Origin of the sequence: Steroidobacter sp. (assembly GCF_036406195.1) — a bacterium.
Lineage (GTDB): Bacteria > Pseudomonadota > Gammaproteobacteria > Steroidobacterales > Steroidobacteraceae > Steroidobacter.
Genome location: NZ_DASWVW010000038.1, coordinates 1 through 20,241, shown reverse-complemented (window position 1 = coordinate 20,241; position 20,241 = coordinate 1). Strand labels below are relative to the sequence as shown.

Genomic DNA, 20,241 nt, shown 5'->3' with positions numbered 1-20,241 from the left:
GACGATGGCGCGATCCGGTTCACAACGCCGAACGGAAAATCATTCGATAGCACGCTGCCCGACCACACGCAGCCGCTCGGCGATTGGCATCAGTTGGTCGAAACGAACGAAGCGCAGGGACTGCACATTGATCGCCACACGGCAGTGCCCCACTTGGATTGGGCTGGTTGCGACCACGGCATGGCCGTCGATAACCTGCTATTCCGCTGGCGCGGCGGGCCGTGGAGAGCCCAGCCGGGCAGGCCTCAGGGTTTGACAGTCAAATTGCTGTCGTAGCCCCGAACCCGTGGTCCGCGGTGCGACGATCACTGCGTTTCTGCGGAAACGTCCGGCTTCAAGAGCGGCGCGCAGTCGGCAGAATCGCTCAGCGTCCGAGGAAGTTCGCGAGCGTTGAGGCCAGCAACTTCTTGTCGATGGGCTTCGACAAGTATCCATCCATTCCCGCCGCCCTGCATTCCTCATCCGCACCCACCATTGCGTGCGCGGTCAACGCAATGATGGGCGTTCTGCGTTCATCGCCCTCGACCTTGCGTATTTCACGTGTGGCTTCGTAGCCATCCAGATCGGGCATCTGGCAGTCCATCAGGATCAAGTCATATTGCCCGGTCAGCCACGCATCCACCGCGGCACGGCCGGTATCGACCACGTCGACTCGATAATTCATCTTCTCCAGCATCCGCATGGCGACCTTCTGGTTCACCACGTTGTCATCCGCGAGCAGAATGCGCGCCTGCTCGTCATCGAGCGCGGCGGCCTGGGCGCGAGCGCCGGTGATGATGGGTTGCGAGCGCAGATGCCAGACCTCGGGCTGCTGCGCAATCACCAACTGCAGCGTTGCGATCAGATCGCGCTGAGTCACCGGCTTCAGCAAGTACCCGGCGAAGCCAATCTCGGCGAAGCTGTCGCTGTCCTCGCGCCGACCCGCGGCAGTCAGCAGGATCAACCGGGTTTCTTTCAGCTGCGGATCCGCCACGATCATGCGACCCAACTGCGCGCCGTCACAGTCGGGCATTTGATAGTCGAGTAACGCTGCATCGAAAGGCTTGCCGTCCGTGTGCGCCTCGCGCAGCAGTTCGAGCGCCTGTTCTGCATTTCTGACCGCGGCGGCTTGTATGCCGCACGCGCTCAACTGTCCTGCAAGCACTTTGCGGTTGGTGGCATTGTCGTCCACGATGAGCACGCGCCTGCCACGCAGGGACGTTGTAGTCATCTGGAACTGGCCGGTGAGGGGCGCGCCCATCTTGAATCGCGCCGTGAACCAGAAGGTGGAGCCCACGCCTTCGCGGCTGGTGACGCCGACATCGCCGCCCATCAAGCCGACCAGGCTGCGCACGATCGACAAACCCAGGCCGGTGCCGCCGAAGCGGCGCGTCGTGGAAGAGTCCACTTGGGTGAATGGCGAGAACAGCGCCTTGATGCGGCTGGCGGGAATGCCAATGCCGGTGTCGCGAACTTCGCAGCGAACGAACACGCCTTGCGCGTCCTTGCCGAGCACGCTGAGCGCGATCGATACCTCGCCGTGGTGAGTGAATTTCACCGCGTTGCCGCCGAGGTTGAGCAGGATCTGCCGCAGCCGCCCGGCATCGCCCTTGATGACGGCCGGCAGGTCCGGATCGATCTGCAACGTGACTTCCAGGCCCTTGGCATGCGCTTCAACCGAAAGCAGGCGGGCCACGTCTTCGAGCGTGTCACGCAAGTCCATGTCGGTCACGTCCAGCTCGAGCTTGCCGGCTTCGACCTTGGAGAAATCCAGGATGTCGTTGATCAAGGTCAGCAATGCGCTGCCGCTGTCCTTGATCGTCTGCGCATAGTCGCGCTGAGTCGAATCGAGTTGTGTGTCCAGCAGCAGGTCGGTCATGCCCAGCACCCCGTTCATCGGCGTGCGGATCTCATGACTCATGTTGGCGAGGAATTCGCTCTTCGCCCGATTCGCCGCGCTGGCAGCCGCTGCGGACTCGGTGGCGCGACGCGTGGCATCGGCCAACTGGCTGTTGCTGGTAGCGAGCTCGTGAGTGCGTTCGGCAACTCTTTGCTCCAGTTCGTCGCGTGCTTGCCGCAGCTCGGCATCGCGTGCTTCGATCTGACCTAGCATGTGATTGAACGCGACGATCAGCCGGCCGATCTCATCGTCATTGTGGACGTGCACTCGCAGACTGTAGTCACGTGTGCGAGTGACGGTCTCTGCAGCGGCGGACAGGGCGAGGAGGGGCTTGGATACGAGCCGTTGCAGGCGCACAGCCGCCAGACTCGCGAATACCAGCGCGCCGACGATCACTATCGCCAACAGAATGCTGCGCCGGATGATTCCCGCGCGCAGCTCGTCCGGCTTGGCCCAGAGGTGCACTGACCCGATGTTGCCATCGAGCATGATGTCCGCCCGGACATGGATGTACTCGTCGAGGTCGGACATATCGGTCAGGTTGGGACCGTAGCGAGCCAGTACCTCGCCGTCGGTGCAGTGGATCTCGGCCGCAACGACGGCAGTGTCCGCACTCAGCGCTGACAGCGAGCGCGTAGCAGCTTCGCGGTCGTCGAATGCCACCGCCGCCTCGCTGTCGCGCGCGGTGATCTGAGCTTGCGTCTGCAGGCGCCGCCACATTTCATGTTGATCGGTGCGGTATTCGGCAATGGTCAGCAGCAGGCCGGAGATGAGCAATGCCAGGCCGCTCACCACGCTGGTAAGCACCGTGAGTTTGCCGCCGAGGCGCAGCCGTTCGAACCAATGCTTCACGGCGCTCATCGCGGTTCCCGGTGCACGCCGGCGGCGAGCTTCAGCAGATCGGAGCTGATGCGCAGTCCCGCGCGATGCGCGCTGTCCACGTTGATCCGGAAACGCAGCCGGTGATTCTCGGTGAACAGCTCGATCATGCCGCCGGCGGCGGCAAAATTCCTGGCGTCGCTGATCGTGAGCACGGCCAGCTCCCGGGCGGGCGCCTGGTCGAAGATCATCGACGCATCGATGTACAGCACGTTGCACCGGCCGGCCGGCGCGCTGGCGAGCTGGATCGCGATCAGGCGTTTGTCACCGACGAGCTTTTTCTCGATGCCGGCCGTCAACGCCTGGTGGACGCCTTCAGCACCTACGAAGCAGATCGTCACCGGGTCCCGTGCGGCGCTATCGGGCCATTCCACGAACTTCACGAAATTGAGTACATAAGCGGCCTTGGATTCGTCTTCCGGCTGCATCACGACGTCGGCGCGAGAGCTGACGCTCGCGAGCAAGAGCGCTGCCGGCGCCCAGACCATGTGCAGAAGACGATTCATAAAAATTTCGAACCGGAGTAACGCGACTTTGCCGTTTCGGGCAACGTGTATTACGGCCGGTGTGGGTGGCGATCACTCATGACACACATTGTGCGTCAGTCATCGGCAACGCTCGCGCGCCGGAGTGCTACCTCGCTCTCATTTTGCTGCATTTGCGAAGACCCTGCGCATGCGCTTAAGGAGATGTCTTATGAGAAAATTCGCGGTGAGCGCCAGGCACCTTTCCCAGGAATGCCGAGTATCCGGCGAGTAGAAGGTCATCAGGCTCCGTGCGCGGCAGCCTGCCGGTGCCGGGATCGATGCGCTGTATCGCTGGCTGTGCGGAAAGTGATGGAATATCGCAACACTTTGGTCGGCGGCACATGATGCTGCCAGCCCCAACGCGCCTCGTCTCGCAGGATGTATGCCGAGCGCGGCGCCAGCTCCAGCGCGAATACCTGAGGCTTCTTTTCCGGCGACCATGGATAAGGTCGAAACCGCAGGCGCGCCGAGCCAGCAAGCGAGATGCCGACGACGCACTCGAAGTCCGGGACGTCGCGATGCCAGCCGAGGGGCGTCCCCGGTTGGTATTCCGCGATCAACGATTGCACGAAATCTTCCGGCTGGACGCCAGCCCAGGCTGCCGCGCGCGTGCGCAACGGCGTGAGGAATTCCGGAATCGGGGGCGCCGGCCTGGCTTCCAGATGAGTGAAGTCGTACGAGAAGCCGAAATTCACGGTTCGCCGTCGCGCCGTGTATTGCCGGTACTGCGATTCTCGCAGCGGCAGCTGCCGAATTTCCGTCAGCAGCTGTTCTTCTTCGGCGGCCGAGATGAATTCCTCGCGATAGACCAGCCCCGCAGGCAGCGGCGACGGAAAGATCTCGGCTTGTTTCATCAGTTCAAGGCGGGGCCATCTCCGGAGATATGAGCTCGCAAGGCAGCGGGCGCTGTCCACGACCGGCTCGGTGACCGAATCTCCTCCAGGTAATGGATCAGCTGTCGGGCGCGATGCAGGCTGGTGTGCTCATCCAGAGTGCGCTCGCGCGCGGTACGGCCGATCGCTCGCAATTGAGCATCACTGAGATCCAACGCGGCCAGCGTGTCCTCGGCGTCGCGAGCCACCAGGATCTGCTCGCCTGGCGTGTAGAAATCATCCAGGCCGCACCATTCATCCGAGAGCACCGCCGTGGCGCAGGCCGCCGCTTTGAACAGTCTGCCCGAAGGGCACCAGCCCAGTCGCGCCATGGGTTCACGAGTGATATTGAGCGTCAAGCGGGACGAGCAGAGGAACGCAGCCTGCTCCTGCGGCGGAAGGCTCTCGATGAAGCCGATATTCGAGCTCCACGGAAAATGCTCCGGATAGTGCGCGCCGGCGATCAGGAATTTCTGGTCGGGGCGCTGGCGTGCCGCCGTCACGAACAGCTCTTCGAGCATGGCCTGGCGATCCGCCGAATACGCGCCCAACCACGACAGCGCGGTCCGATAGCGTGCCACTGGGGCCATCGGCTGATAGGTATCCGGGTCGACGTGGCCATACAACGCACGCACGCGATGCGCGCACAGATCACTTCGCAACGCTTCCAGCGCCGCGCCACCGGTGTAGCTCAACACCAGGTCGAACTCGCCCAAGCCGCGCCAGGGAATGTAGGGAACGCGCTTGCCCGATCGCAACATGTCTACCGTGATCGGAGTGTCCAGGTCGTAGAAGACGGCCAGTGGATGGTGAGCATCCATGATGGCGTCGGTGGCGGCCTGAGCATCGAAACAATACGAGCTCACGATCGCAACGTCGCAGCTCGCCAGCTCACGGCAAGCGCGCCTTTCGATGGTGGACCAATCCGGATACAACACCAGCTTGCTGTTGGCGAAATCTGCTGGCAGCGCTGTCCAGTCGCGAGTGCTGGCGAAGCGAGGCAGGTCTCGCTCGAAAAAAACCAGCTCGTGTCCGAGATCCACCAGCGCCTTGCCCAGTCCGCGCCAGAGCGGGGCGTGGCCATTGCCCCAAGCCGAGCTGATGGTCAGACCAAAAATCGCAATTCGCATAGGGTGCTGCTCACGGGTTGAGTTCGCCGATGCCTGCTCCCCGGCTGCGCCGGCTCGCCGAATATTCGTCTCGACTCGCCGTGATGTAAAGCATGGCGAGCGCATCAGAACATTCGATGCCGATCGGTACTTGCCGAAGCGTGCAGCTGTCAGTGCTCACCTACGCGCGGGTGACAAGACGGTAGCGCTCGGTACCTGTCGTCAGCATTGACGTGCGTCAAGCGGACTCTTTTCTCGTTCGAGCGTGCGTGTCGAGACGCTTGCGGTGAACCGCCGCGGAGGTGATGGATCATCTCGAACACGCCTAGCAGAGCTTCGCCCTGCTGACGGTGCGAGCGCGGGAACAAGCGCCATGCTCCACAGCTCTTCCATGCCTCATACAACAGGTAGGATGAGGTGAGTTCCTCACGCCGCGGGTATCGCGGAACTTCGCGGCAATGTCGGCATTGCTCTCGCATAGTGATGACAAACACCGTCATTGAAGGACAATTCTCATGCGATCGGCAGACAGAAAGAACCAACCGATTCTCGTGCTCGCAAAGCCAGCCTTGCTGGCAGGTGCCTTGTCCATCGCGGCTTGTGGTGGAGAGAACACCAGCTCGAATGTGACGTCACCGGGTTCCGAACAGACTGCGAAAACCAAGCTTCTGGAAGGCGGCGCCAGCCTGCTCCAGGACAAGGCACCGCTGGCAGCTTTGAATGCCTATCTCGATGGCTTTCATTTCTACAACGGCAACATGCAGGGCCAGATGGAGGCGCACCACTACTGCGGGCACCTCAACGAAGACCTGATTCAATGCGTGATCTTCGACGGCAATGACGCAGACGCGAAGATCATGGGCATCGAATACATCGTGAGCGCGAAGCTGTTCGCAGGCCTGCCGGCAGAGGAGAAGCACCTCTGGCATAGCCATGTGCACGAGGTCCGCTCGGGCACGCTGATCGCGCCAGGTATTCCCGAGGTGGCCGAACGCGAGCTCATGACCAAGATTGCCGGCACTTACGGCAAGACCTGGCATACGTGGCACACCGACCGGCAGCACGAGCTGCCCATAGGGTCGCCCATGCTGATGATGGGATTCACCGCGGACGGCCAGGCCAGCGAGCAGATGATTGCCGACCGTGACCGGCGCTTCAGGGTGTCCAGCAAAGAGATTCGAGAGCGCCGGGCCGATATTCCTTATCCCGCCATCGACCCGGAAGCGGATGCCTGGAGCAAGGGCATCGTCATGCAGTTGAGCGTCGAACCATTGTCCGGCGGATCAAAGCAGGGAACTCCCCGCTGAGCGCGCGCCGCTATGATTCAGTGACCAGCAACAAGAAGGAGCTAGTCGCTCACGCGGCTAGCTCCCATGGTCGTAGATCCCCGCTCATCAATCCTTGTCGAGCTTCGCTTCCAGGCGTTCCGCATCCGCGAGATGTTCCTTCAGCGTCGGCAGCGTCTTCCGCGCCAGCGCGCGAAACTCGGGATCCAACGTGGTGTCGTTGGCCGCGGTCTCGTACAGCTCAATCGTGGCTTTGTGATCCTTCACCATCTGCTCCATGAAATCTTGATTGAAGTCCTCGTCAGCGGCCTGAGCTTCGAACTTCTTCTTCATGCCCTTGTGCATCAGGTCCGGCTCCGTCGGTACTTCGACGCCCTTGCTCTTGGCCGCCGCCATCAACTCCTTGTTCGACTGCGAATGGTGCTTCACCATCTTCTGCGCATACGCTTTGACCTCGGGATCCGTAGCCTTCTGCGCGCCCAGCTTGCCCATTTCAACTTCGGTGGCGCCGCTGGCGCCTGCCTTCTTCGCAAACTCCTCGGCGGAGATCTTCTCGCCGTCACGATCTCGGTCACCCGCGGGGTTTGCAGCACGATCGCCTGTGCGATCCATGGTCTGATCCATCGTGCTGTGACCCGTATGCCTGCTCGAGCTCGGGTCTGTCTGCTGCGCGACCGCGGCGGTGCTTACGACACCGAAAGCCGCCATCACTGCAATCGTTGCAAGTTTCATAACCACCTCGCCTATACCTACAAAAGAAACATTTCGTAATTCCATCCGGCATCTAGCGAACGCGCCGTGCACGCGTCTGTTCCGACGCATTCGCGCCGTTCGGCATCGGATGTCAGCGGTGTCCTGCGATCGGTGAGCGCTCATTCAATGGCACGTCAGCAGACCCGTCAGACCGGGCCGCTGTTATCGACTTCACCGCCATGCGCCGGTTTCCTGGCCACGTGACGTCATGCGTCGCGAGCAAGTTCCTGCCGGTGGGCCGCTACCGTCGCCTCGCGGAGACGGCTCCAGATGCGATCTCATCCCGAATAGAGGGGCGGGAAGAATCGAGTAGGGAGTGCAACCATGAAGAGGTTCAATCGCAAATTGATCGTGCTGGCGGCGGCGGCAACTCTGGTGGCCGGCGTGGCCCAGGCGGCGGAGATATTCCGGGCCCACTACGAAATCAGCGTGGCCGCTCAGGGCGCCGACAGCACCGTCCGATCGACGTTCGAAACCCGGCCGGGCGAGGCATTCACGCTCGACCTGCCGCCCAACGTGGTGGCCTTGCAGGTCCGGCGGACCGGCGGGGAGAGCTATGAGTTGGATGTGACGGTGAAGCTGGCCAAGGATCAACGGGCGGCGCCGCTGTTCAGCCACACCTATAAAGGGGTCCTCGGCCGCCCGCTGGAACTGGCCAATGCCGCCGAGGCCGTCAAGGTGGACGGCGCAATCTCAGTGGTGGTGCTGAATCGCTGAGCCGGTGACCGAGGTCAGGTCAGGACAATCGGGCGATCACGAGTGATGATCATCGTGTGCTCGAACTGCGCGCCCCGGCTGCCGTCCGGGGTGCGCAGCGTCCACCCGTCCTTGGCGGTCACCGCCGTCGTGGCTCGCGTCGTGAGGAACGGTTCGATGGTGATTACCCAGCCTTCGCGCAGCGGGAGCAGATTGCGCGGCTGAAAGGTGTTCGGCACCTGCGGTTCTTCGTGGATGTAACGGCCCACGCCGTGACCGCACAGATTGCGCACCACCCTGAAGCCACAACGCTTGGCTCGCCGTTCCACGGCGCGGCCGATGTTGTGGATGGGAGCGCCGGCGCGCGCCTGATCGATGGCATCGTGTAGCGCCTGACGGGTGGCTTTCAACAACGCGCTCGATTGAGCGGAGACCTCTCCGACCGGAAAGCTGGCGCCGGTGTCCGCCCAGTAGCCGTTCAGCTCGGCGGAGACATCGATGTTGACCAGATCCCCGGCGCGCAGCACCCGCGCCGACGGTATACCGTGAGCGATGTCGTCGTTCAGGCTGATGCAGGTGGCGCCGGGGAAACCGTAGGCGAGCTGGGGCGCCGAGCGCGCGCCATGGCGATCCAGGATTTCCTTGCCAATCTCGTCCAATTCGGCCGTGGTCACGCCCGATGCCACGCGGGCGCCCATCGCATCTCGCGCTTCGGCCACGATGGCGCCAATGCGCTGCAGCCCTTCGATATCGTGCCGTCCGTCGATCGACATGTGCTCATCACCTCAGGAACGCGAAGCCGCGAGAATACCGTGTGCCGCGGCAATTTTTCTGCCCGACAGATGGAATTGTGATCCGTCCGGGATCGCGAGCAGGGATCGCGGACCGCCCGGTGTATGTAATGAACGTGCCGCCGCTTCGTAAACGAGGTTGGCGTGCGGTATATCGGCAGCTATGCGGCTTGAAGTGAAACGACGCTCGGCGTAGCGTCCATCGCCACGTGACTCCCATCACGTAACAACAAGTCGATCTCGTCTCTCGAAACAAAACACGGAGTAAGTTTCATGAAAGGACATGAGAGATTGCGTCGGCCGCGTTCCGGCCGCGGGCGCATGGCTGCGCCGGCCTGGATGCTGGCAGCCGCCACGCTGGCAATATCACCACTATCGATCGAAGCTAAACCTGCTGTGCCCAAGCTCGGCGGCGGTCTCGAACAGCTCGCACAGCCGGCAGTTGCGCGCCGTGCGGCTGATCACGCTGCGTTGCGTTGTCACTCGCAGCAGCAACAGTCACGGGAAAACGCCTACTCGGATTCGGTTTCTCGGCTACCGCACAAGCACTCACATCCTGGTCACCGAGCTTGTGATAGACGGTGCATCTCACCGGCAGCGGGGCACAACCACTGGGAGATGCGGCAATGAAGACACCCACCGACAGGCATTCCACGACGGGCTCGGGCGCACCCGCGGTCAGCGATCGCAATTCACTTACCATCGGACCGGACGGGCCGATCGTGTTGCACGACGTGCATTTCCTGGAGCAGATGGCGCATTTCAATCGCGAGAAGGTGCCGGAGCGTCAGCCGCATGCCAAGGGTGCAGGTGCGTTTGGAGTATTCGAAACCACGCGTGACATGTCGGCCTATACAAAAGCGGCACTGTTTCAGAAGGGTGCGCAGACCAAGATGCTGGCGCGCTTTTCCACGGTAGCGGGCGAGATGGGCAGCCCCGATACCTGGCGCGATGTGCGTGGGTTCTCGTTGAAGTTCTACACCACCGAGGGCAATTACGATCTGGTTGGCAACAACACGCCGATCTTCTTCGTGCGCGACCCGATGAAGTTTCCGCATTTCATTCGCAGCCAGAAGCGCCTGCCCGACTCGGGGCTGCGCGATAACCATATGCAGTGGGATTTCTGGAGCAGCAATCCGGAGTCGGCGCATCAGGTGACCTACCTCATGGGACCACGCGGCTTGCCACGCACGTGGCGGCACATGAACGGCTACGGGTCGCACACCTTCATGTGGGTCAACGCGGGCGGCGAGCGGTTCTGGGTGAAATATCACTTCCACACCCAGCAAGGCATGCAGTTCTTCAGCAACGCCGAAGCGCAACGAATGGCCGGCCTCGATGCCGACTATCATCGACGCGATCTGTTCGACGCCATCGCGCGCCGCGAGTTTCCGCAGTGGATTCTGTCGGTGCAGGTCATGCCGTATGCAGATGCCAAGACCTATCGCATCAATCCGTTCGATCTGACCAAGACCTGGCCGCACAAGGATTATCCGCTCATCGATGTCGGCACCATGACGTTGAATCGCAATCCCGAGAATTTCTTTGCGGAGATCGAACAGGCCGCGTTCTCGCCAGGCAACGTCGTGCCGGGCATCGGTCTGTCGCCGGACAAGATGCTGCTCGGACGCGCCTTTGCTTATAACGACGCGCAGCGCAATCGCATCGGTGCGAACTTCCATCAGCTGCCGGTCAATCAACCGGTGGTGCCCGTGAACACTTATATGTTCGATGGCCAGATGACCTATCACCACAGCGGCAACGCGCCGGTCTATGCGCCGAACAGCGGCGGTCGCCTGTGGGCCGATGAAACGGGACGAGTGGACGACGGCTGGGAGGCCGATGGCGAAATGGTGCGCAGTGCCTATACCGTTCGTCCCGAGGATGACGATTTCACCCAGCCCGGCATCCTGGTACGCAACGTCTTCACGGCCGCCGAACGCGACGAGCTCGTGGAAACAGTGGCCGGCAGCCTGTTGGGCGGTGTGCGCAGCCCGGTGCTCGAACGCGCCTTGCAGTACTGGGAATCGATCGATGCCGACGTGGGTGGGCGCATCGAGAAGAAAGTCCGCAGCGGCCGCGCGCCGGAGCCGGCTTCGGGGATGAGTGAAAGTTGAGGGCAGCCCCGAACAAACATCCGGGAGTTGAGCGGTGCGCCTGTTACCGCCGAAGTTGCTGGGCCGCGCAGGTGTGCCATTCCTTGCGAGCAACGGCGAAGGCGTCGAGAGGCACGCGAGATTGCAACGGTGAAATCAGTAGTTTGGATGGTGCCGGCTGAGGGACTCGAACCCCCGACCCTCTGATTACAAATCTCAGTAGGCCGGTCCCTGCGACTTCCCGTCACTTCCTAAGTCACTGACGGTCTGTATATTCCGCTTCTCTCGCGTTCCCGTCAATTCCCGCGTATTCTCTACCGCGCGGTGACTCAATGGTGACTCACGGGAATCGAGATGCATCTCACGAAAAAGAAGATCGACGCGGCCAAGTACAAGGGCGCCGATAACGCGCGCTGCGTGCTCTGGGACGACGATCCCCGAGGCTTGGGGCTTCGGGTTTACCCCTCCGGCCGCAAAGCGTGGCTGCTGTCTTATCGCGTCGCCGGCCGCAAGCGAATGATGGCCCTTGGCGACTATGGCGTGCTGACCTTGGATCAGGCTCGCAGCCGGGCCAAGCGGGAACTTGCCGCCATCGAGAACCAATCCGTTGACCCGCTCGCCGAGAAGCGTAAACGCGCGCTGGAGGCGCGCACCGGCACCGTCGAAGCCATGTTCCGAGCGTTCGTGGCCGACAAGAAGCAGAAGACCGCGGACGAACTGCTGCGCCAAGCCGAGCTACACATCTTCCCGGCCTTCGGAAAGCGCGGCTGGCAAGAGGTGACGCGCTCTGAGGTGAGATCGTGGCATGAGGGTATCAAGGCACCCTATGCGGCCAATCGCGCGTTGGCGGCCCTACGTGCGGCCTACTACTGGCGATTGTGGCGGGAGGATGACTCGCCGCAGACCAAGCATCGCGACTTCCGGAATCCCTGCGTGGGCGTCGAGATGCGCCCGGAGAAGGCGCGACAAGTGCGACTCGAGCGCGATGAGTTGCCAAGGCTGCAGAAGGCAATCGATGCCGAACAAGATCCTTACGTTCGTGCGCTCTTTCGATTCCTGCTCGCGGTTGGTTGCCGGCGCAATGAGGCACTGAGTCTGCATTGGGCTGACGTTCGCGATAGTGAGAACCCGAGCGTCACGTTCCGAGACACGAAGGGCGGCGACGATCGCATCGTGCCCCTGTCCCCCTATGCAGCCGATCTACTGGCGTCGCTGACGCGCGTTTCCGGCAATCCCTTCGTTTTCGCCGGCCGAGTTCCGGGCAAGGGTCTGACGGCTGTAGCGAAGGCATGGCAGCGTATACGCAAGGCTGCCGGCGTCGAGCACGTCCACATCCATGACCTGCGCCGGAGCTTCGGTTCTTGGCTCGGCGATGCCGGTTTCACGTCGAAGCAGATCGGCTCGGTGCTCGGTCACAAGAGCGACATCACATCGCGCGTCTACATGGCGCTCGGCGATGAATCGAAGCGCGCGGCCGTCAACGCGATGGAAGCGCTGATGACCGGCAAGAAGGCCAACGTGGTGAAGCTTCGCAAGAGGGCAGCGCGATGAAACGGCGTGCTCAGATTGCTAAGGCGCTGGCAGACCTGCGGGCAGAGTCGCATCCCGGTGAGTATCACGCGGAATTGCGCCGGCTCGTGATCCTGGGTGCCAGTAACGAGAAGGCATTGCGGACCTTGTTACGCGAACTGGAGGATGCCTATCCCGAGGCATACAAACGCGCCACACAGCAGCCGAAGCGGTCTGCGCACTGGCTACGAGACGTTACCCGTTGCGCTAGCTGGCTGGAAAGCGAGAAGAATGGATTAAGCGAAGCGGCGTGGCTACGACAGAATTGCAATGCTAACGGCGACCCGTTGGAGCGAAACATTCTGGTGCGACTACGCAAGCGGTACGCGGACCCGAAAGAACCGGACTTTCGAGATGCGGTCGAATACTGGCGATCGGTGCTCAGGACAGTCTAGCCAAGTGTCCGTTCCTTAGAGTTCCCGCCTTCCTCATAGTCACCTCACTTTCTGGAGGTGGCTATGCAATCCGATTTCATCCCGGCCCAGGAGCTTTCGAAGCTCACCGGCCGCAGTCTCAAGACGATCTATAACGAACACTCGACCGGCAAGGGGCCGCTCGCGCCGATCCTGACCAAGTTCGGCGACCGGCTCGGCGTCTGGCGCGCCGACTATGAGGCGTTCAAGGCTTCGCAGCGGAAGCTGTCCGAGTCGAGCGCCGCCTAGATGGCCGCGCAGGGCACCGCGCCGGTGACGCCCATCACCGGCCGCGGCAAGATCGACGGGAACAGCCAGATTGTAACAGCCATTCGGCCGAAGGCGCGCATCGTTGAATCGCTGCGTGCCGTTGGCTTGCATGTCGAGTTGAAGCGCATCGGCCGCTACGTCGTGCCGATCGTCACGAAGGTGACGCCCTAAAATGCCGCGCCCTGTTTCCCCTTGGACTTGGCGGCGGGCGCTGCGCGACTACGGCCCGGATGATCCGGGCTTGCTCGTGAGCCTCTACACGCTGGGCACGTACATGGACCGCGACGGATACGCCTGGCCGTCACAATCGCTGTGGGCCAAGGGTTCGCGTGTCACGGAGCGCACGATACGGCGGCACATGGACCGCGCTGTCGGGCTCGGCTGGCTGGCTGTCGAGACGGCGGGCAGGACCGGTCAAGGCTGGCGCCATTACGCCTATCGGGCGTGCGTGCCCGATCATCTGTTGCTCGACGATCGCGATGAGTCGATTTCCGATGCCCTCACTGCCCAGAACGGCGGCATAGAACCGGGAAAAGGTGCGGACACAATAGTGTCCTCACGTCAGGCTAAAGGTGCGGACACAGCTATGTCCTCACCTAACGTAACGTGCGGACATCCGACGCACGAACGTGCGGACATTCAGAGCACAACGTGCGGACATAGCTATGTCCAAAACGTGCGGACACAGCTATGTCCGACTAACTCCCGCTCTGAAACTCCCGCTTATAGAACTCCTAAAGAGGAAGCTCAGCGCTTCGCGCCGAGCGCTCCCGATTTTGTTTCACAAGGGAAGAATCCGGAGAGAAGACCGCAGCGTCCATTTCCCGAATCACCCGCATCTGCATCACGACCGTCCACGGAGAAACACATCGCGTCACTTCGGGAATGGGTGGCCAAGCAGAAAGCCGAAGAGCAACCGAAGAGGTATTCCGAGGAAGACGACCGGCAGTTGCTCGACTTGGTCCGCAAGAACATCGCGATGGGCATCGATGACGACCAGAAGATCCAGAGCCAGTTGTACTTCTACGGCAGCGACGAACGAATCCGATGGGCGATTGACACGGTACGCAGAGAGGCGAGATCAGCATGACCGCATCACGCGAACTGCATTATTTTTTGCTGTTGCCGCGTGCGCAGCAGATCGAGGCAATCCGCCGATTGCATGCCTCGGGCATGAGCGACTACTCGATCGCCACGGCCACCCGGTTGAGCGTCGAGATGATCCGCAGGCTGCTGGCCGAGGCGACCGCGTGAAAGTCCGGGCGGGCGGGCGAAATTCGAAACTCGAACGCTTTCACGACCGGCGGCGCAGCCGAATTTTCGCCCGAGGTATCCCTGAAGTTTGTCATTTGAACCTTTCGCATTTGCAGCGATAGGCATTCTGGAGGTTTGACCCATGACGAAAGCGACGAAGAAACCGCCCAAATCGGGCAATGAACTGCGCAGGCGGGTTCTGGACGAGCACGCCATCGACTCGACGGCGGCGCTGGCGCTGCTGGACGTGGCCGCACAGGCGCTCGATCAGGCGCTTGCGGCTGAAGCTGTGCTCACGAAAGAGGGCCTTGTGGTGCCCGGCTCACGCGGTCCTAGGCCACATCCTGCCGCGGCGATTGCCCGCGATGCGCGCATGAGGCTTTTGGCGGCGATGAAGTCGCTGCATCTGGAGCTGTGACGATGCCGCGCCCGACACGAGAGATCCGCCGCCGCGATCGGATTCCATCGGGAACTCCGGAACAGTTGGCGAAGCACTTCGCGACCGCTGGCCGCTTCCATCCTGCCGACGAGCGCGCGGCCTGGGCGACGTTCAAGCCGACGCCTGACGACTGGAAGCTTGTGCGCCATCTCGTGCGCCGTGCTGTTACGGCTCGTGCGTTCGCACTGCTCGATGCCGAGTTCAGCGAGGGTGGCGCCTGTCGTCCGTTCGTATGGTGGCCGGCGGATGAGCTGGCCGAGCTTCGCGGCATCACGAGGGAGTCATGACCGAGTTCACGTTCCCGCCGCCGGCATCGCCGACCGTTCCGCCGCTGGGCGAGCGCATGACACCGGCGCAGGCCGCTGAGTACCTGGGCGTCAGTCCGCACACGCTGAGGAACTGGCGAGCGGCTGGCACGGGTCCGGCGTTCTATGCGATGGGGCGCGTCTTCTATTGGCGTCGTGATCTTGATGCCTTCGTCGCAAGTCGTCGCGTGAACTGTCACTGAGCTGCGCGACATGTACCGAAACGTACCGGTGTGTAACTCGCTCCTTTCGCGTTTGTTAGATACGGTGGATATCACATTCTCACCGAGGTTTTGTGATGTCCGGTTTTGATTTCGTTCGCATCGCCCGCTCGATCGCCGTCGCGCGAAAGCGTGGCATCGCGCCGGAGGCTGCAGCCGATCAGCTGTATCCTGGCCGATCGTCCATGATTCGACGCGCGCTCAGTGGGCGCGACACCCTCGTCAAGGATGCCGTCGGTCCGATCGATACAACTTCGGTACTCACGCCCACGGACACAGTGACGGGCGCGTACGCGGCGAGTGTCCGGCCGGCGACCGTGCTTGGCCAACTGCCGACGACCCCGGTTCCGTTCTCGACGCAGCTTCCCTTCATCAGCACTGGCACCGAGGCCGACTTCACCGGCGAGAGCATGCCGATTGCCTGTCGCGCTCCGCAGTTCGGCACGAACCTGTTTTTGCCTCGGCTGAAGATCAACGGGCTCATCGTCATGAGCAATGAAATGCTCGAATCGTCCGAGGGCGAAGCCGTGCTCGAGCGCGACCTTCGCGCCGCTGAGATCGCGGCGACCGATCGACGCTTGCTTGATCCGACGAGCAACGCAATCGCACGCACTCGGCCCGCGAGCATCACCTACGGTGCCCCGGCCTTCGATGCGACCGGCGCGAGCGAGGCCGACGACATCCGCGCCGTTGTCGGCGACCTGCTCGGCTCACTGCTGGCGGCCGGCTCGAATCTGCAGGCCGTCCACTTCATCACGTCGACGGCGAATTGCGCGGCGCTTGCCTTGATGACCGATTCACTCGGCAATCGGTCTTTCCCGACCGTGACCGCGACCGGTGGCACGCTGGCTGGCCTGCCGCTGCTCGCGAGTGGTAGCGCGCCGGCAAATACGCTCGTTGCGGTTGATGGCGCGGAGATCCTTGTTGCCGATCGCTCCGAGGTCGAAATCTCAACTTCGAAGTTCGCACTGATCGACCAGGACGACGGGCCCGAGGGCACCAACCGTGTGAGCATGTTCCAGACCGAATCCACGGCCATCCGGTTGACGCGGTGGCTCAACTGGCACCTACGCAATCCGTTCTGCGCCTACGCAACCAACTTCGCGCCGCCGATGCCGCACTGGAGTGCTTCATGATGAATCGTGCGATGAGCTGTCAGAAATCCGAGCCGAAGCCTGCGGAACTGCTCGCCGAGCTCGGCGTGAAGCCCGGCCGTTATACGACGGACCTGGCATTGATTGCGCTGGCGAAGGAAGTGCGTGCGCTCAAGACTCGCGTTCACGAGCTGGAGAACCCGAAACGCAGTCGCGCAAAGCGCTTCGTTGATCGCGTTGTCGAGGCTGTGCGATGAGGCAGCAACGCGACATCGGACCGATGGTCAAGGCTGTCGGCAACGTCATCAAAGAGCACGTTGGCAAAGCGTTTCGGACACTGTCTGAGCGAATCGACAAGCTGGAGCGAAGCGAGGGCTCGACGGAGGCATTGCTCGCGCTGGCCGCTCGTATCGAAGCGCTCGAACAACGCAAAAGTTTCGAGTACCGCGGCATCTACTCCGAAGACGAACAGTACGAGCCTGACGACTTCGTTACGCATCAAGGCTCGATGTGGCACACCAACGAGCCAACGCGCTCGCGCCCTGGCACTCCAGGATCACCCTGGCAACTTTGTGTGAAAAGAGGTCGAAACGCATGAACCTTCCCTGTCTGGATGCCGTGCGCGATGAGATCAATCGGCGCTGCGCCGAACTGCACTCGCGCGGTCGACTGGATGAAACATTCACGATCAGCCAAACGGATCAATGGACCGCCGTCATCGGCGTGACGTGCGTGAACGGCGAGCGCTTCACCGTAGAACTGGACCTGCTCGAACTGATGATTGAGGGCGGCTTCGTCGAAGCACTGACGCAGGTCTTGCACTGAATGAACACCATCGAAGAAGCCGTGGCGCTTGCCGACCGAGAAATCGACGCCGCACTCGCCGCCGCTGGCAACGATTCTGATTTGATGAAAATCCCGCGCGACACGCTGCGAGAAATCTTTCTTCTACAGTTCGCAAAGACGATGACCGAATACTCACAGGCGATGCTCGAACGTCAGCAGGGAGCGCAGTTGAATGGCTAAAGGTCAGGCGGTTGCGTCGCTTTTGGTTTCGATTGGCGCCGATGTCAGCGGTTTGCAGCAGGGTGGCCGGCAGGGCGCGAAGGCGATGGATGATCTTGGTCGCCATGCCAAGGAGCTGAGCACAAAGATGGCGGCGCTCGGCGCTGCTGCTGCCGCTGCTGGTGCGGCTGTCGTTGCGGGCTTGGTGAAAAGCGGCATGGAGAACATCGATACGCAAGCCAAATTGGCGAGAAGTCTCGGCTCTACTATCGATGGCCTGCGCGCGCTGCAGTTGGCGAGCGGCGAGGCCGGTGTCCAACAGCAGGAACTGTCGGGCGCCATGAAACAACTCAACGCCCGGCTCGGTGAAGCTCAACGCGGAACCGGCGAAGCCCGAAAGGCGCTCGACATCCTGGGCTTGTCTGCACAGTCGCTGGCGCAGATGGACACTGACGCGCGCATGGCCGCCGTTGCTGATCGTGTTCGCGAGCTTGGTCTGTCTACATCGCAGACCGGCGATCTGCTGCGGAAGATGGGTATTGAAAGCCTGTCGATGGTCGATTTCATGCGCCAGGGTGGCGACGCGATCCGTAAGGCGCGTGACGATGTGAAAGCGTTTGGGTTGGGCCTGTCAGAGGTGGATGGCGCGAAGATCGAAGCGACGAGAGACGCTCTCGCGCGTGTTGGCCTTACCATGGAAAGCATTCGCAATCACCTCGCGCTTGCGTTCGCGCCGATGCTCAAGGAATTGGCCGACCGGTTCAACGAACTGGCGAAGGAAAACAACGGTTTCGGCCGGGCCGCAGTGGATGCGGTCGAGAAAGCTTTGGTTCCCGTTGGTTGGCTCGCAGATGGTTTACACGGTCTGCATGTCATTCTGAAAGGTCTGCAGCTTGTCGCTGAAGGCTTTGGCAGCGCGTTCTACACGGTACTCGAAGGGATCGTCGTCGCTGTCTCGACAATGAGCGACGCCATTGCAAGCGACATAAACAAATCGATTCAATTCTTCAATAACTTCGGCGCGAGCATCGCCGAAATTCCACTCATGGGCGAAAGCCAGTGGGTTCAGGATTTCCGCAACTTCGCGTTTGAATCACGCGAGCGAGTCGCCAACCTTCGTAGCGGACTGCACGACTTGGCCATGCAAGAGATGCCGAGCGAGAAGATACGGAAGTTCGCTGAAGAAGCGCGAACCGCACTCGATGAAGTAGCCAAGGCGACGGTTGCAGCTCGGCCTGGCGGCGGCTCGTTCGAGAGTGAGGACGAGGGCGACAGCAAGTACGCTGAGCAACAGGCGAAGCTGCTGGAGGCGCAGCGGGAAGCGCTGGCCCAGCGCCTGAACGCGATTATCGAATTTGCCGCGACCGAGGATGAACTGGAGATCGCGCGGCACGAGCAGAAGCTTGAGGACTTGCGGTACGCATTGGAAGAGGAACTCCTGCTCGAAGAGGAATATCACATCCTCAAGCAAGAGCTGGAAGACCGTCACCAGGAGGAAATGAAGAAGATCCGCGAAAAGGGCATGACCGCGATGGAGCGGTTCACGGCGATGAGCTTTGCGAACCAAGCGAAGACTGTTGCTGCTGGTCTTGCGGATATGACGGCCGCACTCGCGCGCGATAGCCGAACAATGTTTGAAATAAACAAGGTCGCGGGCATCGCCAACGCAACCGTCGCGATGTTCCAAGGTATCGCCGAAGGTCTCAAACTCGGCTGGCCGATGGCAATTCCAGCGGTAGCCTATGCCACGGCGACAGGTGCTGCGGCAATCGCGGGCATAAAGAAGCAATCATTCGGCAGTGGTGCTGCGCCGTCGGTCGCTGGTACTGCGCCAGCAACGCCAGTGACGCCCGTGACCGGTGGAGGCGCGTCAGTATCGGCACAGCCGTCACAGGTGATTGCGATCGAGGGCATGGGCGCGGATCAGCTATTCAGCGGCCGAGCAGTCCGGGAGCTGATTGAACGACTGGAAGACGCGCACCGGGACGGCGCGGCGCGAGTGGTCTTCGCGTGAGTTCGGAGCTTTCATAGAATGGCATGGTCGACACTTCGCTGGATCAACTTCCGCGCATCGGCGGAGCATGTAACGGACGGCACTAACCAAGTTGCACTCGTCGAGAATTCGCCCGGCTCGCTGAACATCCCGATTTATCCGGTGGAATTGAACGTTGCCGGCGATACCTTCGACGTTGGTTGGAATACAGTGGCCGATGGTGCGCGCAACGTCAGCAATCCAGGCGACCCGCGACTCGCTGGCGTTCACTTCGTCGACAACGGCACTCAGAGAACATTGCGCATCGATCTGGGTGCAGCGCGCACGATCAACTTGCATCTCGCGATGGGACGCAACGAGCAGAGCACCGCGCCTTACTGGCAGATTCTGGACGACGATTCCGTACTGGACACGGTGGATATGTCCGGCTCGGCGACTGGAACATCCGGCTTCTACGATGCCAACGGTACGTTGCATTCCAGCCCTGCAAACTGGGTGGCCAACCAGACAGCCAAGCAGTACACGATTTCCAGCGGCATCCTGTACATCAGGATCGGCACGCCAAGTGCCGCTAGTAACTCAACACCGATTGCCACGGTGGGGATTCAGGAAGTCGAGTCAGCGCTGACCACGGCGATTGTCAGCGGCATGTGAATGGTGGTCAGAAACCGCGTGATTCTGGGGATGAGCTGCGCTTCGTGAACCTCTGAGCTGCTCGACTGGGTCGTGCCCTCGGCCGATTTCTTCCTTCCAACTTCGTTCTTCGGTTTTTCGTGCGTGTGACGGCAAC

The 20,241-nt window shown here is 61.6% G+C and carries 26 protein-coding genes; 20 read left to right on the top strand and 6 right to left on the bottom strand.

Translation table 11 applies throughout. The features are described from left to right. On the top strand, window positions 1–276 hold a 276-nt coding region (locus VGE08_RS17620), incomplete at its 5' end, for a hypothetical protein (protein WP_331069223.1). Between the two features lie 88 nt (window positions 277–364). On the opposite strand, the gene VGE08_RS17615 is transcribed toward VGE08_RS17620, so the two are convergent. The 4 genes from VGE08_RS17615 to VGE08_RS17600 form a co-directional block, all read right to left on the bottom strand. Continuing rightward, window positions 365–2,740: a hybrid sensor histidine kinase/response regulator gene (locus tag VGE08_RS17615; protein ID WP_331069222.1), complete on the bottom strand. Its 2,376-nt coding sequence runs from the start codon at window positions 2,738–2,740 to the stop codon at window positions 365–367. Then, on the bottom strand, window positions 2,737–3,264 hold the full coding sequence (locus VGE08_RS17610) for a YfiR family protein (RefSeq protein WP_331069221.1): 528 nt from the start codon (window positions 3,262–3,264) through the stop codon (window positions 2,737–2,739). Before VGE08_RS17610 ends, VGE08_RS17615 begins: the two co-directional genes overlap by 4 nt. Before the next feature lie 260 nt (window positions 3,265–3,524). After that, complete coding sequence (locus VGE08_RS17605; RefSeq protein WP_331069220.1) at window positions 3,525–4,139, bottom strand: alpha-ketoglutarate-dependent dioxygenase AlkB; 615 nt, start codon at window positions 4,137–4,139, stop codon at window positions 3,525–3,527. Beyond that, entirely contained in the window at window positions 4,139–5,287 is a 1,149-nt protein-coding gene (locus tag VGE08_RS17600) for a CgeB family protein (RefSeq protein ID WP_331069219.1), read from the bottom strand. The genes VGE08_RS17605 and VGE08_RS17600 overlap by 1 nt, the downstream gene beginning before the upstream one ends. 494 nt (window positions 5,288–5,781) lie before the next feature. On the opposite strand from VGE08_RS17600, the gene VGE08_RS17595 reads away from it, so the two are divergent. Further along, window positions 5,782–6,573 (top strand): OBAP family protein, encoded by a 792-nt coding sequence (locus VGE08_RS17595; protein ID WP_331069218.1) that lies wholly within the window; start codon window positions 5,782–5,784, stop codon window positions 6,571–6,573. An 87-nt stretch (window positions 6,574–6,660) separates the two neighbouring features. Here the strand turns inward: VGE08_RS17595 and VGE08_RS17590 are convergent, their stop codons facing one another. Beyond that, window positions 6,661–7,284: a DUF4142 domain-containing protein gene (locus VGE08_RS17590; protein ID WP_331069217.1), complete on the bottom strand. Its 624-nt coding sequence runs from the start codon at window positions 7,282–7,284 to the stop codon at window positions 6,661–6,663. A gap of 345 nt (window positions 7,285–7,629) precedes the next feature. Between VGE08_RS17590 and VGE08_RS17585 the strand changes: the two genes are divergently transcribed. Beyond that, window positions 7,630–8,022 carry a hypothetical protein gene (locus VGE08_RS17585; RefSeq protein ID WP_331069216.1) on the top strand — a complete coding sequence of 131 codons (393 nt, stop codon included), beginning with the start codon at window positions 7,630–7,632 and terminating at the stop codon, window positions 8,020–8,022. A 14-nt stretch (window positions 8,023–8,036) separates the two neighbouring features. On the opposite strand, the gene map is transcribed toward VGE08_RS17585, so the two are convergent. Further along, a complete protein-coding gene (gene map / locus VGE08_RS17580; protein ID WP_331069215.1) occupies window positions 8,037–8,774 on the bottom strand; it encodes a type I methionyl aminopeptidase in 738 nt (245 codons plus the stop codon). A gap of 644 nt (window positions 8,775–9,418) precedes the next feature. Between map and VGE08_RS17575 the strand changes: the two genes are divergently transcribed. From VGE08_RS17575 to VGE08_RS17495, 17 genes are all read left to right on the top strand, one after another. After that, on the top strand, window positions 9,419–10,909 hold the full coding sequence (locus VGE08_RS17575; protein ID WP_331069214.1) for a catalase: 1,491 nt from the start codon (window positions 9,419–9,421) through the stop codon (window positions 10,907–10,909). A 333-nt stretch (window positions 10,910–11,242) separates the two neighbouring features. After that, the gene (locus VGE08_RS17570) at window positions 11,243–12,439 is read left to right on the top strand and encodes a site-specific integrase (RefSeq protein WP_331069213.1); all 1,197 of its coding nucleotides are present in this window, start codon (window positions 11,243–11,245) and stop codon (window positions 12,437–12,439) included. Beyond that, on the top strand, window positions 12,436–12,852 hold the full coding sequence (locus VGE08_RS17565) for a hypothetical protein (protein ID WP_331069212.1): 417 nt from the start codon (window positions 12,436–12,438) through the stop codon (window positions 12,850–12,852). The genes VGE08_RS17570 and VGE08_RS17565 overlap by 4 nt, the downstream gene beginning before the upstream one ends. 63 nt (window positions 12,853–12,915) lie before the next feature. Beyond that, window positions 12,916–13,119 (top strand): hypothetical protein, encoded by a 204-nt coding sequence (locus tag VGE08_RS17560; protein ID WP_331069211.1) that lies wholly within the window; start codon window positions 12,916–12,918, stop codon window positions 13,117–13,119. Continuing rightward, window positions 13,120–13,311, top strand: coding sequence for a hypothetical protein (locus tag VGE08_RS17555; protein ID WP_331069210.1), 192 nt, complete (start codon window positions 13,120–13,122; stop codon window positions 13,309–13,311). 76 nt (window positions 13,312–13,387) lie between these two features. Beyond that, complete coding sequence (locus VGE08_RS17550; protein ID WP_331069209.1) at window positions 13,388–14,230, top strand: helix-turn-helix domain-containing protein; 843 nt, start codon at window positions 13,388–13,390, stop codon at window positions 14,228–14,230. Next, entirely contained in the window at window positions 14,227–14,394 is a 168-nt protein-coding gene (locus tag VGE08_RS17545) for a hypothetical protein (protein WP_331069208.1), read from the top strand. The genes VGE08_RS17550 and VGE08_RS17545 overlap by 4 nt, the downstream gene beginning before the upstream one ends. A gap of 142 nt (window positions 14,395–14,536) precedes the next feature. Continuing rightward, window positions 14,537–14,812, top strand: coding sequence for a P27 family phage terminase small subunit (locus tag VGE08_RS17540; protein WP_331069207.1), 276 nt, complete (start codon window positions 14,537–14,539; stop codon window positions 14,810–14,812). 2 nt (window positions 14,813–14,814) lie between these two features. After that, window positions 14,815–15,120 carry a hypothetical protein gene (locus VGE08_RS17535; protein ID WP_331069206.1) on the top strand — a complete coding sequence of 102 codons (306 nt, stop codon included), beginning with the start codon at window positions 14,815–14,817 and terminating at the stop codon, window positions 15,118–15,120. After that, entirely contained in the window at window positions 15,117–15,341 is a 225-nt protein-coding gene (locus VGE08_RS17530; RefSeq protein WP_331069205.1) for a helix-turn-helix domain-containing protein, read from the top strand. Before VGE08_RS17535 ends, VGE08_RS17530 begins: the two co-directional genes overlap by 4 nt. Before the next feature lie 95 nt (window positions 15,342–15,436). Then, window positions 15,437–16,495, top strand: coding sequence for a phage major capsid protein (locus VGE08_RS17525; protein WP_331069204.1), 1,059 nt, complete (start codon window positions 15,437–15,439; stop codon window positions 16,493–16,495). 11 nt (window positions 16,496–16,506) lie between these two features. Continuing rightward, entirely contained in the window at window positions 16,507–16,710 is a 204-nt protein-coding gene (locus tag VGE08_RS17520; RefSeq protein WP_331069203.1) for a hypothetical protein, read from the top strand. After that, a complete protein-coding gene (locus VGE08_RS17515) occupies window positions 16,707–17,051 on the top strand; it encodes a hypothetical protein (protein ID WP_331069202.1) in 345 nt (114 codons plus the stop codon). Before VGE08_RS17520 ends, VGE08_RS17515 begins: the two co-directional genes overlap by 4 nt. Then, window positions 17,048–17,278, top strand: coding sequence for a hypothetical protein (locus VGE08_RS17510; protein ID WP_331069201.1), 231 nt, complete (start codon window positions 17,048–17,050; stop codon window positions 17,276–17,278). Before VGE08_RS17515 ends, VGE08_RS17510 begins: the two co-directional genes overlap by 4 nt. Next, window positions 17,279–17,479, top strand: a complete 201-nt coding sequence (locus tag VGE08_RS17505; protein WP_331069200.1) for a hypothetical protein — start codon at window positions 17,279–17,281, stop codon at window positions 17,477–17,479. Further along, a complete protein-coding gene (locus tag VGE08_RS17500; RefSeq protein WP_331069199.1) occupies window positions 17,472–19,472 on the top strand; it encodes a hypothetical protein in 2,001 nt (666 codons plus the stop codon). Before VGE08_RS17505 ends, VGE08_RS17500 begins: the two co-directional genes overlap by 8 nt. Window positions 19,473–19,490: 18 nt before the next feature. Beyond that, window positions 19,491–20,105 (top strand): hypothetical protein, encoded by a 615-nt coding sequence (locus tag VGE08_RS17495; protein ID WP_331069198.1) that lies wholly within the window; start codon window positions 19,491–19,493, stop codon window positions 20,103–20,105. Window positions 20,106–20,241 lie beyond the last annotated feature (136 nt).